The organism is Streptosporangium sp. NPDC048886, from assembly GCF_055586905.1.
Genome location: NZ_JBVJHH010000074.1, coordinates 17,913 through 31,937, shown reverse-complemented (window position 1 = coordinate 31,937; position 14,025 = coordinate 17,913). Strand labels below are relative to the sequence as shown.

The window sequence follows — 14,025 nt, the reverse complement described above, 5'->3', positions numbered from 1 at the left end:
GCTGTGATCGACGGGTCGTCGGTCGAGACGATCGTCCGCGGCCGGGACGGGGACGGCAACGCGGTGACGGCGCGGACGCCGTTCCGGATCGCGTCCTCGAGCAAGTCGATGACGGCTGCGGCGATCATGCTGCTGACGGACCGATTCTCCGTGGACGACCCGGTCGTCAAGGTTCTCCCCGAGTTCAAGATGGCCGATCCGCGCTACACCAAGATCACCGTACGTTCATCGAGCTAGATCCTCGCGCCCGCACGAAATGAGGTCATCATGACTGCGTCCCCCACGCGCTCCAGTTCTGCCAGATCAACTATTATCGATGTCGCGTGGTTTTTCGCGATCGCCGTCCTGCTGTGTTTCGCGCTGTCCGTTCCGATGGTCTTCCGGCTCGTCCCGACGGACTTCTACAACCTGATCACTCCGATCCTGCAACTGACCCCGCTGCTCGCAGCGATCATCATGTGGCTTGCCCGACGACCCGGAACGTTCCGAGAGACGTTCGCCACCAGGTGGCGCGGCACACCCAAGTGGGCCAGCATCGGCATCGGCCTCATCGCCGTGATCGCCGCGATCCAAACCGCCATCGCACTGGCATTGGGGATCTGGCAGCTCAACCCGCTTGACCAGATCTTCGCGGCGACCATGTGGATCGTTCCGGTCTTCCTCATGCAGTCGGTCTTCGCCATCGGCGAAGAGTTCGGCTGGCGCGGCTGGCTGGCGACGCGCGCCGCGTCATGGGGATTCTGGCCGCTGGCCCTTGTCAGCGGTCTGGTCTGGATCGTCTGGCACCTGCCGGTCCTCGCCGTCATCGGTGATCGGCCACCCTGGGACATCGTTATCTACTTCGCGGGGATGCTGCCATGGGCGCCGCTGTTGCTCGCACTTCGCTGGCAGTCGGGGAGTGTCTGGCCTGCGGTTTTGACGCACGGAGCGATCAACAGCGTCCGGGTGTACCTGCTGCAATCCGTCCCCAAGGCAACGGATCACCTGCTCATCGAAGTGATCGGCTGGGTACTCACGCTCGCCGCTGCCGTGTGGCTGATGCGCCCGAGCCGGGCGCAGCTCGTCCGCGGGTCTATTGAAGGTTAGGTTGATTCCTTGCTCGAGTTTGGTCGTTGTCCCGTTGCGTAAGCCTAAGCCAGAGCTTCGTCCTCGATTCTCGCGAGGTCGGGCTGCGTGGGCCGGGTAGCGGAAAATCGTGAGGCGATGATCATGCGGCGGAGCAGGGCAAGCATGTCGTCGAAGCGGGGCTGGCTCTTGGTGCGGTACTAGAGCTGTTTGGGGTTCGGATCTAGGTGAGGTCCGGTGGCGGGCTGGCCGTGGCTGGTAGGACTCGGATGTGGCGCGCTTTGATGTGACGGAATGCCGAGTGGGCGTTGATCGAGCCGTATCTGCCGGTGGCGGCTACCGGGCCGCTGCCACGGCGGGTGCGTGATCAGTTCAACGGGATCCTGTGGCGCTTCCGCACCGGATCCGGCTGGCGTGATGTCCCGGAACGCTACGGGCCTTGGTCCACGCCCTACTCCCGGTTCAACGGCTGGGCCAGAGCCGGGGTGTTCCAGGCTCTGATGGAGGCGCTGATCGCCGAGGCCGCATCGCGCGGGCAGGTCGGGTTGGAGGTGGTCAGCGTGGACTCCACGATCGTGCGGGCGCATCAGGAGTCGGCCGGGCCGGCAGTCGCCGGGGAGACCTTGGATGCGCCGGAGCAGGCGCTGACCGAGGAAAAGGGGGCTCCGCTTCCGGAGCAGCCGCCGGTGCTGCGGGTGATGCGTCGCAGGTCACAGGTGGCGCGGATGACGCGGACGCGTCGTCGGGCCAGGATCGTGCCGCCAGGCGGCGACGCCGCGAGGCCCGGGCGAAGGCTGCCGGGCTTGGCCGATCCCGAGGTGGGCTGAGCAGTAAGGTCCATGCCGCGGTCGACGCCGCCGGGCGGCCGCTGGCCTTCGTGCTCACGCCCGGCCAAGCCGCCGACCGCCCGCGGTCCGTCACCGTCCTGAACAAGATCCGCATCCCCGGTCCGATCGGCCGGCCTCGGACCCGCCCTGCTGCGGTGGCCGCCGACAAGGCCTGCTCCTCCAAGGCCGACCGCGCCTGTCCGCGCCGCCGCCGGATCAGCGCGGTCATCCCGGAGAAGCGCGATCAGCGGGCCAACCGGAAGAAGAGAGGTTCAGCGGGCGGGCGGCCCGTCGGCTTCGATCCGGAGCGCTACCGGCAGCGCAACACCGTCGAACGCTGTTTCCAGAAGATCAAGACCTGGCGTGGTCTGGCCACCCGCTACGACAAGGCCCCGGAAAGCTACGAGGCCGGACTCTACCTCCGAGGCTCGGTCATGTGGCTGAAGCTCCTCACCTCAACCACATGATCCGAACTCTGAACAGCACCTAGCCGCCCCGTGCCATCGGGCTGGTGGCCAGCCTCGCGGAGCTGGGCCACGAGGACATGCTGAAGATGTTGGGGTCCCGGCAGCACTCCTCGGCCGGGCCATCTGGTGGCCGCTCCGCCCACGACCCACCAAGGACGGCCACAGGCAGGACCGTGCGACCGAACCTGCCTCGGAACCCGACCGGGTCACGGCCTGCTGAGGCTTGGATCGGAGCCCGGCCCCGAAACGGCGGTCGGGGCCGTCAACCAGACGACCCCGACCAGGCATCAGGCTCTGACAGCGCGCCCGGGCAGGGCGGTCGGCAACAGATGCTCGTCACGGACCACGAACCGGCCGCCGACAAGGACGTGAACGAACCCGGAGGAATGCCTGACCGTCTCGGTGTAGGTGGCACGGTCGCTGACGGTCTCGGGGTCGAAAACGGTCAGGTCGGCGTCGCAGCCCGCCTGAACACGGCCCTTGCGCCGCATCGCCGGGACACCCGAGCCCACCACGTCGGCGGGGATGAGCGTGCACCGGCGCACAGCCTCGGGCAGTGACAGGACGCCGTTCTCCCGGACGAGCCTGCGCAGCGTCCGGCCGTAGGTGCCGGCCGTACGAGGGTGGGTGACGGCGTCGGGCCCGAGCGGCCAAGAGAACGGGTCGGGCGCCCCCGAGCGCCACAGGAGGGGGACGGCGTCGGTGGCGACAGCGGCGTCGGTGAAGGTGAGGGCCCGCTGGATGTAGTCGAACTGGGCGGGGTCATCCTCGTCGAGCAGGTGGACGAAAGCCGCCGAGCCGGGTTCGCTCTCGCGGATTCGACGCAGGGTGTCGGCGTCGGGGATACGCCCCTCGGCACCGAGCAGGCCGATGGAGTGCGGGGTCAGCCCGCGCCGGTGGAGGAGCTCCGGGGCGAGGAAGGCCGCGCCGACGCCGGTCATGCCCGCGCCGTAGGGGTAGGCCTCGGTGGTGACGCGCGAGCCTTCGGCGCGAACCTTCTCCACCAGGCCGAGCACGCGGTCGACATGGCGGATGGAGGTGCTGTTGACGTGGCAGTAGTGCATGTGCGCGCCGGTCTCGGCGGCGGCGCGGACGACCTCCTCGGCGCCGTCGACGGGAGTGGTGGGGTCCATCTCGACAAGTTCGCGGGCGTGGGTGTAGGTGGGCAGCCCGACGCGGGCGGCGAGGGCGGCCACGGCGAGGTACTCGGAGGGATCGACGCGGGGCGCGTAGCCGACGAGGATGCCGATGCCGAGCGCGCCGTCGCCGAGGTCGCGCTCCAGCATGCCGACGATGCGGTCGACGACATTTCGCGGAGCGGCGCGTTGCCATTCCTCGCGGCCGATGTTGGCGAGGAAGTCATCCCTCAGGTCGCCGCTGGTGTCGAGGCCGAGGAGGACGGACATACGGGCCACGGCCCAGGAGGTGGCGAAGCCGTAGTTGAGGGGCCTGCCCTCGATCTCGGCCCTGCGGTAGGCGGCGGCGACCGGGTAGGCGCCGGCCTCGAGTTCCAGGACGGTGGTGACGCCGTCGAGCGCCTGCAGGCGGTGGCTGGCGACGTCCATGCTGTGGCTGTGCAGGTCGATGAAGCCCGGACTGACGACCAGGCCGGTCGCGTCGACGGTGGTGACGCCGTCGAGCGGCTGGTCGGAGACGGCCTGGATGACCCCGCCGTTGACGCCGACGTCGCGTACGGCGTCCAGACCGGTCTCGGGGTCGATGACCCGGCCGCGGGTGAGGACCAGATCGTATGTCGTCACGCGAACTCCTTCGTTCCGAGGCTGAACTGCTCAGGGCGCTGGGGCACGATCAACGCGATCAGCGCGCCGAGGACGGTGGTGGCGATGAGCAGGCCGAAAGCAGCGGTGTAGGAGAACTTGTCGACCAGGAAGCCCATGAGGACGGGGGCGAGGACACCGGCGATCTGACCGCCGACGTTGACGACGCCCATGCCGGATCCGATGAAGGCGGGCGGCAGGGCGCGCACGGGCATGCCGAGGATGCCCATCGTGGAAAGGCCCGCCACGCCCATGGCGAGGGTCTGGTAGACGGTGAACCCGACAGCGGAGTCGGCCATCAGCATGAGCACCAGGAGCACGGCGGTGACCAGGAGCAGGGGGATGACGTAGAGCCGGGCCCTGTCGTGGAAGAAGCGGTCGAACAGCCAGCCGCCGAGGAAGGCGGTCGCGCACGCGACCAGGCCGGGGATGGCGGACATGACACCGGTGTTGATGAGGGAGATGCCGCGCTCCTCCAGCAGGTAGCTGGGCACCCAAGTGATCAAGCCGTAGCCGAGCATGTTGGTGGTGCAGAAGAGGGCGGCAAACTTCCAGACCGATGGCGAGCGCATGACGGCGCCGAGGCTGGTCCCCTTGTCCTGAACGACGTCAGAGCCGTTGAGGTGGGCGGGCAGCGCCTTGGGCAGCAGCTTCCAGAGCAGAACGCCGATGGCGACGCCGGCGGCGGCGGTGACCCAGAAGGTGTGGCGCCAGCCGAGGGCGAGGATGAGCGGCGCGACGATGAGCGGGGCGACGCCGGCACCGAGCTGGTTGGAGGCGAGCATGGCGCCGGCGGCGGTGGCGCGGACGGCGGGGGTGGTGCGTTCCGCGATGGCCTTGAAGGACGCGCCGGGAAAGAGGCCCTGGCCGACGCCGAAGAGAGCACGGATGACGAGGAGGGATGCCAGACCCCAGGCGATACCGGTGAGGGCGGTGAAGACCGACCAGAGCAGCAGAGAGACCATGAGTTGGCGGCGGGCGCCGAACTTGTCGGCGAGGATGCCACCCGGCACCTGGCACAGCAGATAGACCAGGGAGAAGGCGGTGATCAGCCAGCCTTGCTCGGTCTTGGTGAGCGCGAACTCCTCGCCGATGAACGGCAACGCGACGGCCATCATCACCCGATCGACGTAGTCGATCACCCAGACGCCCATGAGCAGGCCGACGGTGACGGTAGCCGTTTTACGTATTTGCGCGGGTGCCAACGTGGAGGTGCCTTCGGCGAGTCCCATTCACAGGCCTCCGGAGCTAGATCAATGTTCCAGCAACCCTCCATCACGTCACCCGGGAGTGCTTCGTGCAGGAACATGAAGTCGGGGCCGTCGGCGGTGCGATTGCACCAAGATCTATCCACCGGTGGTGAACGCCTCGATGGTGCTCCACCCGGATCCAGGCGATGAGCCCCCAGAACGTCCCAGGAGCCTAGTGTCCTGGGTCATTGATCCGTCGGCAGTATGAGGCAAGAGATTCGAGGATCTCGTCGGCGGTCTTGGCCCATACCGGGGTTGGGGAATCCAGGAACAGTAGTTATCGCCGAGAATGATCTTGCGCGAGATATGACGCCAAACGTCGGTGTGTGGTCGCTCGGGGCGGGCGATGATCATGCGTTCTACGTAGAGGTTTCTGGTCCGTGGATGATGCGGTGGATGGTGGAGCGTCCGACGCTGTACTCGGTGGCGAGGTCGGCGAGGGAGACCTCGCCGTCGGCGTAGCGGCGGCGGATGGAGCGGCGGGCAGGCTCGGGGAGTTTGGGCTGCTTGCCGTTGAGCTTGCCGTTCTTGGCCAGGGCCGTGCCCTCGCGGGTGCGCTGGTGCCCGATGTTGGCCTCGAACTCGGCGACCATCGCGAGGGTCTGCAGGAACAGCCGGCCGAACAGGTCGCTCCAGTCGTAGACGGATGCGCCCAGCCCGAACCGGACGCCGCGGCCGGACAGGTCGGTGAGCAGATCGTGGGCTTCGGCCATGTCGCGGGCGAACCGGTCGAACTTCGTGACGGTGAAGACCGTCCCGTCCCAGAGCGCAGCGAGGGCCTGGTCGAGGCCGTTCCGGTTGCGGCGGGTGGTGCCGGAGAACCCGCGGTCGATGTAGATGCGGTCTTGCGGCACGCCGAGCGCCAGGAGCTGCTCGGTCTGGATCACGACGTCTTGTTCGTCGGTGGAGCAGCGCGCATAGCCGACCCGGGGCCCGTTCACCCCGTAAGTGTTCCGGATATGGGGCCTTCACCGGAACAGTTCGCGGAACACCTGTACGGAACACCCTGACCTGGCGGTCCCTCCGGACTGGGTGGTGTTCCGGTGGGGGATCCCCTTACGGAACACCAGTTCATCCCCTCCGCTCTTCACACCTGTCTCCCTCACGAGTCGTCTCGTAAGGGAGGTGCGCACGATCTACCTCGGTGGCACGCGTCCATTCAGAACGGTAGGGAGATGCCGAGAAGACAGGCGGGCTGGTCAGTCAGGTCAGTGGTGATTGGGAACGCGGACGCCAGATGTGCAGATCACCGGTCAGGTCGGTCGGGTCCGAGTCCCTTGCCGATTCGGGTGCGCAGGGAGTGCAGGGCTTGCCTGAGTTCGGCCGGTTCGATGTCTGTGATGTCGGCGTCGAAGGTGAGGAGCAGTCCTGCCAGTCCTGGCCATGACCATGCGCCGAGTGTGAGTCGGCAAGTGGTTTCGGTGTCGTAGCCGACTGTTGATCCGCCGGGGGCGAACCGGGCGACGGTGGAGGCCGGCAGGGCGACGATGGCTGAGCCGCGGCATTGCCATTCGGCAGCGGCGTCTCCGCGGTCGTGTGCGGTCATGACGAAGGTGACGGGATCGCTGTGCGGGATGTCACGTCGGCCGAAGAGGGTGTGCGTGGGCATGTGCGGTTTGATGCGATCCACGCGCATCGCGCGCCATCGGTCCGCATCCGGGTCGAAGGCGACCAGGTACCAGCGTGCGGCCCAGACCACGAGGTCGTGCGGTTCCAGCGTGAGCGTGACGGGTTCGCCGTCACCGGTGTAGTCCACGCGAAGGAGGTGCTGCCGGTTGATCGCGCTGCCAACGGCGCGGACGATCTCGGCGTCGATCGGTGGCGCGGGGAACTCCCAGTAGTTGCGGGCCGAAGAGACGGTGAACGCTTCGGCATGCAGGCGGCTGCGCGCGGGCATCGCCTGGTGCAGCGTGGCGAGAGCACGGGCCGCGTTCTCGCGGATGCCGGAGAGGATCGTCGGCACGGTCTGGAGCGCGACGGCCATGGCGACGGCCTGGTCTTCATCGAACACGACCGGCGGCAAGCGGGTAGCGCGACCGAGCCGATATCCTCCACCCGCTCCACGGACGGCCTCGATCTCGTACCCGAGGTCCCGGAGCGTATCTATATCGCGACGAACGGTCCTCACCGACGCTCCGAGCCGGGTGGCGAGTTCCTCGGCGGTCAGGGTCGCACCGATCCCGAAGATCGACAGCAGCTTGAGCGTCCGCGCGGAGGTAGCAGCCATGATTCTCCGATTCTCTCACCGATAGCGGTCACTCGATGGCAACTATGCCGGCGATGGTGGCCGACATGACCGATTCGCCGAGCCCCCGAGAGGGCACCCGCACAACTGAGGCTTCCCCGACACTCATCGCCAGCGCCGGCGCGACCACGGCGCTGTTGGTGGTGCTTTTCGGTTCCTTCATGGACCTTCTCGACGCGACGATCGTCACCGTCGCGGCCCCGGCGATAGCCCAAGACCTGGGTGCCAGCGACGCTCAGATCCAGTGGACGATCGCCGCCTACATCCTCGCCATGGGTGCGGGCCTGATCACCGGCGGACGGCTCGGTGATCAGTACGGCCGCAAGCGGCTGTTCATGATCGGGCTGGCCGGGTTCATGGTCACCTCGGCGCTGTGCGCACTGGCCGTCGATCCGGGGATGCTCATCGGCATGCGGGCCGGGCAGGGACTGACCGCCGGGATCATGGTCCCACAGGTGTTCGGGATCATCCGGGCATCATTCGCTCCGGGCGAGCGCGCCAAGGCGTTTGGCGCCTACGGAGCGGTCCAGGGCCTCGCCTCGGTCGCCGGCCCGCTGCTGGGCGGGCTGCTCGTCGACGCCAACCTGTTCGACCTGGGCTGGCGCACGATCTTCTGGATCAACGTGCCCGTCTCGATCCTGGCGCTCATCAGCGGCGCGAAAGTCCTGCCGGAGTCCCGCTCCGCCTCGACCGCGCGACTGGACCTCTCAGGCGCGCTCCTCGCGGCCACGGGCATCCTTCTCCTGCTGCTGCCGATCATCCAGACCGAGACATGGGGATGGACCTGGGCCAGCTACGCCCTCCTCGCAGCTGGAATCATCGTGCTCGCGATCTTCCTCGCCTACGAGCGCCGCCTCACCGGACGCGGCAACGAACCTGTCTTCGACCCGGCTCTGCTGAGAATCCGCGCCTTCGCAGTCGGCCTGAGCGCTTCGGTGCTCTTCTTCGGCGGCATCGGGTCGTACTTCCTCACCCTCTCGGTCTACCTCCAGAACGGAACCGGCCGAACCGCATGGGAGACCGGCCTGGTGATCCTCCCGTACGCGCTCGGCTCGATCATCACCTCCGGCCTCGGCGTCGCTCTCGCCGCCAAGGCGGGCAGAACGCTCCTGATCACCGGCTCGCTCACCATCGCGGCATCTCAGCTCGTCCTGTGGTTCATCGTCAAGGACGGCAACGATCCCGGATACTGGTTCCTCGCCCTCGCACTCCTCATCGGTGGCCTCGGGCTCGGTCTCGCCGCACCCATTCTCGTCAACGTCGTCCTCGCAGGCGTCCCCGGACGCAACGCAGGCGCCGCAGGCGGGGTTCTCTCCACCGTCAACCAGATCGGCGGCGCCGTCGGCATCGCCGTTCTCGGCACGGTCTTCTTCACCGCCGTCACCGGTTCAGCCACCGGAGCACCGGTGCTGCCCGACTACAGTCACGCGCTCAGCATCGTCCTGATCGTCTCCATCGCGATCTACCTGATCACGGCACTCGTGATGCTCGCACTCCCGAAACCCGCGCACGCCGAGTAGAGAACCCATGCCGGGGCGAACGTATCGCCCCGGCAGAGGAACTACAGGCAAGCAGCAGTCGTGCCGGAGGCCAGCAGGACGGGACCAGGCACAAGACTCACGACTACGCGCCGATTCTCGCGCGGACACGGTCTGCCGTTGAGGATCTTGCCACCCGCCGCATCTGCGGCCCTGGGGTCTACACCCCCTCCTCGTCCACGCCGCCGTCGGGGAGGTCGGGGATCTCGCCGAGCTGCCGTAGGCCTTCGGCCGGGGCGGAGGAGGCGATGGCGTAGCGGCCCAGGCAGTTGAGGTGGGCGTGGCCGAGGGGGCTGAGACGAGCGACATCCTCGCCCTTGACAGGCAGGCCCTGGGCGCGGAGCTGGTCGACGGCGGCCGACAGGTAGCGGGTGTTCCACAGTGCGACGGCGTTGACGACCAGCCCCAACGCGGCCAGCTGGTCCTCCTGGCCTTCGCGACAGGGCTGGCGGATCTGACCGCCCCGCCATGGCAGATTTTCCGGGCGAGCCGGTGCCGGGACTCCTGCACGGTGAGCTGTTTGTTCAGCTTCCGGTGGTAGGTGTCGTCGATCGGGTCGAGGATGCCGAGCAGGTGCAGGGTCTTGTCGATGCGGCCGTACTCCAGCGCCAGCGGCGGCCCGGCGGCTCGGAAGGCTGTCGTCGATCGGGCTGCGGGCCGGACTGCGTCGGCACCGGCCGGCGGGGTGGCCGGCATCACCACCGTACTCGCGGGCGGGACGCGGGCGACGATGGGATTGAATCCCAAGGATCGTGGTGCGGCTCGCCGCGCTCGCGCATCTCGAGCTGATAGGCCCGCCAGATGTCGTCATCACTACCAGCGGGATCTTCAGGAGTCGGCCACCCGGCCTGACGCAGCTGTGCCAGCGCCGCCTCCAGCTCCGGCAGCGGCGCGGCCGCCGTGGCGATCTGCTGGATACGCGAGGGCGAACGCCTGACTGGATGTTCACCGTCGAGCACCTGGCCCGCACCCGGGGCCCCGGGGGTGAGGGGCACACCGCGATCACCCGCACGATCGGGGAGCTGCGCGACGTCGGCTACGTTCACCGCACCGGGGTCCCGGCCCGCGACGACCAACTGTGGGTATCACCGGAATAGAGCAGAAACGGGCCGCAAGACGGCGTAGCCACATGAATCGGTTGCGGCGGGACTGGTGCGCCTGGTGAGGTACCCGCATGGACGGTGCTACTGAGCAGGTACAACGCGCGAGGACAGGAAGGGACAGTACGATCACGCGGCAACCGGTTCCATGGCATAGGCTGGCGGTGCTCGGGGCCCTGATGCTGGCCGCCCTTACCTTCAACACCGCAGAGAACCTGCCGGTCGGCCTCCTGGAGCTCATCTCCGAAGACCTACGGGTGTCCCTGTCAGCGGTTGGTCTGCTGGTTACTGGTTACGGCGTGACGGTGGCCATCGCGTCTGTGCCGCTTGCCCACCTCGTGCGGGCCGTGCCCCGACGTTATGTGCTTATGGGACTGCTGGCCGCGCTCGTGGTGTCGAGTCTTGTTGCGGCGCTGGCTGCCTCCTACTGGCTGCTCCTCGTAGCGCGGCTGCTGACCGCGCTCGCCCAGGCGCTGTTCTGGGCCGTTATGGGGCCGGTCGCGGTAGGCCTGTTCGCGCCCGAGGTCCGGGGGCGGGTGGTCGGGGCGCTGTCCGTCGCCGGTTCGCTCGCCCTCGTGCTCGGTGTTCCCGCTGGGACCTGGCTGGGCCAGCAGAGCAACTGGCAGGTGCCCATCGCCCTGCTGGCGGCTCTGGGGCTCATCTCTCTGGTGACGATCGCCGTTCTGCTGCCGACTTCGCGTCCGGAAGAAGAGCCCGCCGCGTACGCGAGCAGCCCCAACGTGCGGCGGTTCGGGACGGTGCTGGCAGCCGGAGCCTTGTCCGCCACCGGGGCGTTCACGGGATACACCTACATCGTGACGTTCCTGGGAGACGTGAGCGGGTTTTCCCCGAGCGCGGTCAGCGTCCTGTTCATGGTTTTCGGTGTCGCGTGTCTGACCGGGGTAAGCATCACTGGGGCGTTTCTGGACCGCTTTCCGCAGTCCGCGTTGGCCGCCGCCGTGGCCACGCAGGCGATGGGCATGCTCGGCCTGTACGCGTTCGGCGCTCATCAGGTGGCGGCGGTGGTGTTCCTGATGCTGATGGGCGGTGCACTCGGGCCGGTGTTCATGACCACGCAGAACGCGATGCTGCACTGCGCGCCGGGCCGCACGGACATCGCCCTCGCAGCGAACTCCGGCGCCTATAACGCCGGCATCGCGGCGGGTGCCGCGCTTGGCGGGCTGGTCCTGCCGCTCGCCGATGTACGGAGCACCTTCCTCGCCGGCGGGCTGCTGACCGTCGGATCCTGCGCGGTCCTACTCGGCGGCCAGCTGCTACGTGGGCGCCGTCATCCAGAACGCTCAACACGTCGATGAGGGACGCCAACGGGCTGGAATAGGGGTGCCGGTAAGGCTTGCCGGAGGCCGATTAACGTGTCTCCACCGACATCGGAAGATCCTTCCGGCCGAACCATCACGCTCGGCCGATCAGACCGAGATCAGATCTACCGGAGGTCAGACACTCCCAACCGAGCAGCACACACGATCGAGGCTAGCCCGTCATGAGTTGGGCCAGGCGGTCCCAGGCCGGGGATGAGGCTCCGGGCTGGGATTGCACGGCCAACCGGGCGATGGCCGGGTTATGGACGGGGCGGGTCTCGGATCGGCTGGGGTGATTGGTGAACCAGTTCCGGGTACGGTCCGCGAGGACGAGGAGGCGGGGATCGTCCGGCGACCAGTCGTAAGCGGCGTCATGGTCAAGGTAGAGGGCGCGGAACTCGGGATCGGTCATGAGCTCGCGTTTCTCGGCGATCCACAGGGAGGTGTCCTCGGGTGAGGCTGTCTGCATGAGGATCCAGCCGTCACGTTCCACCTGGATCGCGCGCTCGCTGACGCCGAGGTCGCGCAGGTCGTCGAGATAGTCGGCGACCTCGGGGGAGACGAAGAGCCGGTCGCCGCCGCGCAGCTGGGTGAGCTGGTCGCGGGTCCGTCCCAGCTGCGCGATGCGGTCCTCAAGGTCGTGATCGATCTCGGCGATGGCCGCCGTGAGCGTCTCCGGGTCGGTGTCGAGAAGGTCCCTGATGCGGGCCAGCGGCACGCCCGCGTTGGCCAGGGTCCTGATCTTGACGAGGGTGATGGCGTGTTCGGCGGTGTAGCGCCGGTAGCCGGAGGAGTCGCGGTCGGGTTCGGTGAGCAGACCGCGCTCGTGATAGTGGCGGATGGCCTTGATGGTCACTGCGGCGTAGTCCGCGAGCTGGCCGATCGTGAGCATGCTGGACATCCTTCCACTCGGCGGTCAGGTCATTCGAAGCGGTCAGGCCCGGCGGGTCAGGCGGCCGCCGCCGTTACGGAAACGCGCCTGGCCGTCACGGACGTCGTGGAAGGAGACGAGCAGCAGCCGCAGGTATCCGTCGAACGCCTCCAGCGGATAGCAGGCAGGCGCGAAAAGGCCCGGCCGGATCGGCACGTAGCGCTGCGGCGGGGCGGAGGTCGCGCCGCCGGCGAACTCGGTGAAGATGCGCTCCTGCGATTCGTCCGCCGGTTCGTAGGTCATCCGCTCCTCGAGCTGGCCGTCGACGATGCTGACGTCGATGCGGAGCTGGTTGGAACGGTAGGTGCCCACATAGGGGGCGAGGTCGACGTCCTGCTCCATTTCGGTGACCAGCTTGGGGGTCTGGACGCTGAGGTGCTCGCTCAGCAGCCACTGCAGGATCTGGTCCTGCAGCATGATCGCCCCTGGGGTGTTGCCGTAGGCGGCGAAGACCAGGTCGTGCTCGGGGAGCACGCACAGGAGCGAGACCCCGCCGGGCGAGGCGCCCGACATGGCCAGCACGGTCGTGTCGCCGAACGGGTACAGCACCCAGCCCAGGCCGATCGGCGGGGTGTTGGGGCTGTCCATGTCGTAGGAGACCTGCTGCATCAGGGTGGTCGACTCGGCCGACAGGACGCGCGTGCCGGAAGGGGACACGCCCCCCGCGAGGTGGGTGCGCCCGAAGGCGAGCAGGTCGGCGATGGTGCCGATCGGCGTGCCGCCGGCCGGGCCCCAGGTGTCGGGGAGTGTGAACATGTTCGTGGGCTTGGCCGCCATGGTCTCGGGGTCCAGGAAGTGGCCGACCGCCGTGCTGCGCAGGATGGCCTGCTCGGCGGAGGTGCCGGAGTCCGGCATGCCGACGGGGGCGTAGATCTCGCGCGCCAGCAGGTCGGGGAAGGGCGTGCCGGTCACCACTTCCAGCAGGCGGCCCGCGACGATCATGCCGCCGTTGGAGTAGCTGAGCTGCTCGCCGGGCTCGAACAGGGTGCCGCAGTTGCTCGCCAGGCCCTTGACGTAGGTCTTCAGGGCGTCGCGGCCCTTGTCGTCGGGGAAGTACAGGTCCGCGTCGATGCCGTTGGTGTGCCCGATCAGGTGCCGGACCAGGATCTTGTCGGCGGTGCCCGGCACGGCCAGCGCGAAGTCGGGAAGGTACTTCACCACCGGCGAGTCGAGGTCCAGCAGCCCGCGGTCGACCTGCTGGAGGACCAGGGTGGTGGTCAGGACCTTGGTGACGGAACCGAAGAGGAATCCGGTGTCCTGCAGCATCGGGGCGCCGGTGGCGACGTTCGCGGTGCCGTGGGCGACGATGATCTGCTCGCCGGCGTGGTAGACGCCGACGACGAACCCGGGGACGTTGTTGGACTTGCAGTAGGCGGCGGCCTGCTCGCGGATCTGTGCTTCGACGATGTGCAGTGCGTTGTCGTTCATGCAGAGCATCCTCAAACCTTGCCCTTGGGGCAAGGTCAAGCCGGGAGACAGAAAATCGGTGAGCTTGTTCGGCCGTC

Annotated in this window: 12 protein-coding genes and 2 pseudogenes; 6 read left to right on the top strand and 8 right to left on the bottom strand. The window is 67.9% G+C overall.

Translation table 11 applies throughout. From position 1 onward, the window contains the following. The 3 genes and pseudogenes from ACZ6R6_RS47050 to ACZ6R6_RS47040 form a co-directional block, all read left to right on the top strand. A partial coding sequence (locus ACZ6R6_RS47050; protein WP_470103789.1) for a serine hydrolase occupies positions 1-237 on the top strand: 237 nt, incomplete at its 5' end. Between the two features lie 30 nt (positions 238-267). Beyond that, positions 268-1,086, top strand: coding sequence for a CPBP family glutamic-type intramembrane protease (locus tag ACZ6R6_RS47045; protein WP_470103787.1), 819 nt, complete (start codon positions 268-270; stop codon positions 1,084-1,086). Between the two features lie 287 nt (positions 1,087-1,373). Then, positions 1,374-2,359 (top strand): annotated as a pseudogene (locus tag ACZ6R6_RS47040) (IS5 family transposase). A 287-nt stretch (positions 2,360-2,646) separates the two neighbouring features. Here the strand turns inward: ACZ6R6_RS47040 and ACZ6R6_RS47035 are convergent. The 5 genes from ACZ6R6_RS47035 to ACZ6R6_RS47015 all read right to left on the bottom strand — a co-directional run bounded on the left by ACZ6R6_RS47035 (position 2,647) and on the right by ACZ6R6_RS47015 (position 7,795). Then, a complete protein-coding gene (locus tag ACZ6R6_RS47035) occupies positions 2,647-4,119 on the bottom strand; it encodes an amidohydrolase family protein (RefSeq protein WP_470103785.1) in 1,473 nt (490 codons plus the stop codon). Beyond that, the gene (locus tag ACZ6R6_RS47030; RefSeq protein ID WP_470103783.1) at positions 4,116-5,369 is read right to left on the bottom strand and encodes an MFS transporter; all 1,254 of its coding nucleotides are present in this window, start codon (positions 5,367-5,369) and stop codon (positions 4,116-4,118) included. The genes ACZ6R6_RS47035 and ACZ6R6_RS47030 overlap by 4 nt, the downstream gene beginning before the upstream one ends. A gap of 377 nt (positions 5,370-5,746) precedes the next feature. Continuing rightward, positions 5,747-6,328 (bottom strand): recombinase family protein, encoded by a 582-nt coding sequence (locus tag ACZ6R6_RS47025; protein WP_470103781.1) that lies wholly within the window; start codon positions 6,326-6,328, stop codon positions 5,747-5,749. Between the two features lie 305 nt (positions 6,329-6,633). After that, positions 6,634-7,614 (bottom strand): helix-turn-helix transcriptional regulator, encoded by a 981-nt coding sequence (locus tag ACZ6R6_RS47020; RefSeq protein ID WP_470103780.1) that lies wholly within the window; start codon positions 7,612-7,614, stop codon positions 6,634-6,636. Between the two features lie 28 nt (positions 7,615-7,642). Further along, positions 7,643-7,795 carry a hypothetical protein gene (locus ACZ6R6_RS47015; RefSeq protein WP_470103779.1) on the bottom strand — a complete coding sequence of 51 codons (153 nt, stop codon included), beginning with the start codon at positions 7,793-7,795 and terminating at the stop codon, positions 7,643-7,645. Here ACZ6R6_RS47015 and ACZ6R6_RS47010 point away from each other — a divergent pair. Continuing rightward, a complete protein-coding gene (locus ACZ6R6_RS47010) occupies positions 7,794-9,152 on the top strand; it encodes an MFS transporter (RefSeq protein ID WP_470103778.1) in 1,359 nt (452 codons plus the stop codon). The two genes, ACZ6R6_RS47015 and ACZ6R6_RS47010, sit on opposite strands and share 2 nt — an antisense overlap. Positions 9,153-9,330: 178 nt before the next feature. Here the strand turns inward: ACZ6R6_RS47010 and ACZ6R6_RS47005 are convergent. After that, a pseudogene (locus ACZ6R6_RS47005) lies at positions 9,331-9,866 on the bottom strand (Tn3 family transposase). 245 nt (positions 9,867-10,111) lie between these two features. Between ACZ6R6_RS47005 and ACZ6R6_RS47000 the strand changes: the two are divergent. Further along, on the top strand, positions 10,112-10,267 hold the full coding sequence (locus ACZ6R6_RS47000; RefSeq protein WP_470103777.1) for a hypothetical protein: 156 nt from the start codon (positions 10,112-10,114) through the stop codon (positions 10,265-10,267). Positions 10,268-10,434: 167 nt separating this feature from the next. Further along, a complete protein-coding gene (locus tag ACZ6R6_RS46995) occupies positions 10,435-11,586 on the top strand; it encodes an MFS transporter (RefSeq protein ID WP_470103776.1) in 1,152 nt (383 codons plus the stop codon). A 175-nt stretch (positions 11,587-11,761) separates the two neighbouring features. Here the strand turns inward: ACZ6R6_RS46995 and ACZ6R6_RS46990 are convergent, their stop codons facing one another. After that, on the bottom strand, positions 11,762-12,481 hold the full coding sequence (locus tag ACZ6R6_RS46990) for a MerR family transcriptional regulator (protein WP_470103775.1): 720 nt from the start codon (positions 12,479-12,481) through the stop codon (positions 11,762-11,764). Between the two features lie 42 nt (positions 12,482-12,523). Further along, on the bottom strand, positions 12,524-13,948 hold the full coding sequence (locus ACZ6R6_RS46985) for a serine hydrolase domain-containing protein (protein WP_470103774.1): 1,425 nt from the start codon (positions 13,946-13,948) through the stop codon (positions 12,524-12,526). Between the last annotated feature and the right edge of the window lie 77 nt (positions 13,949-14,025).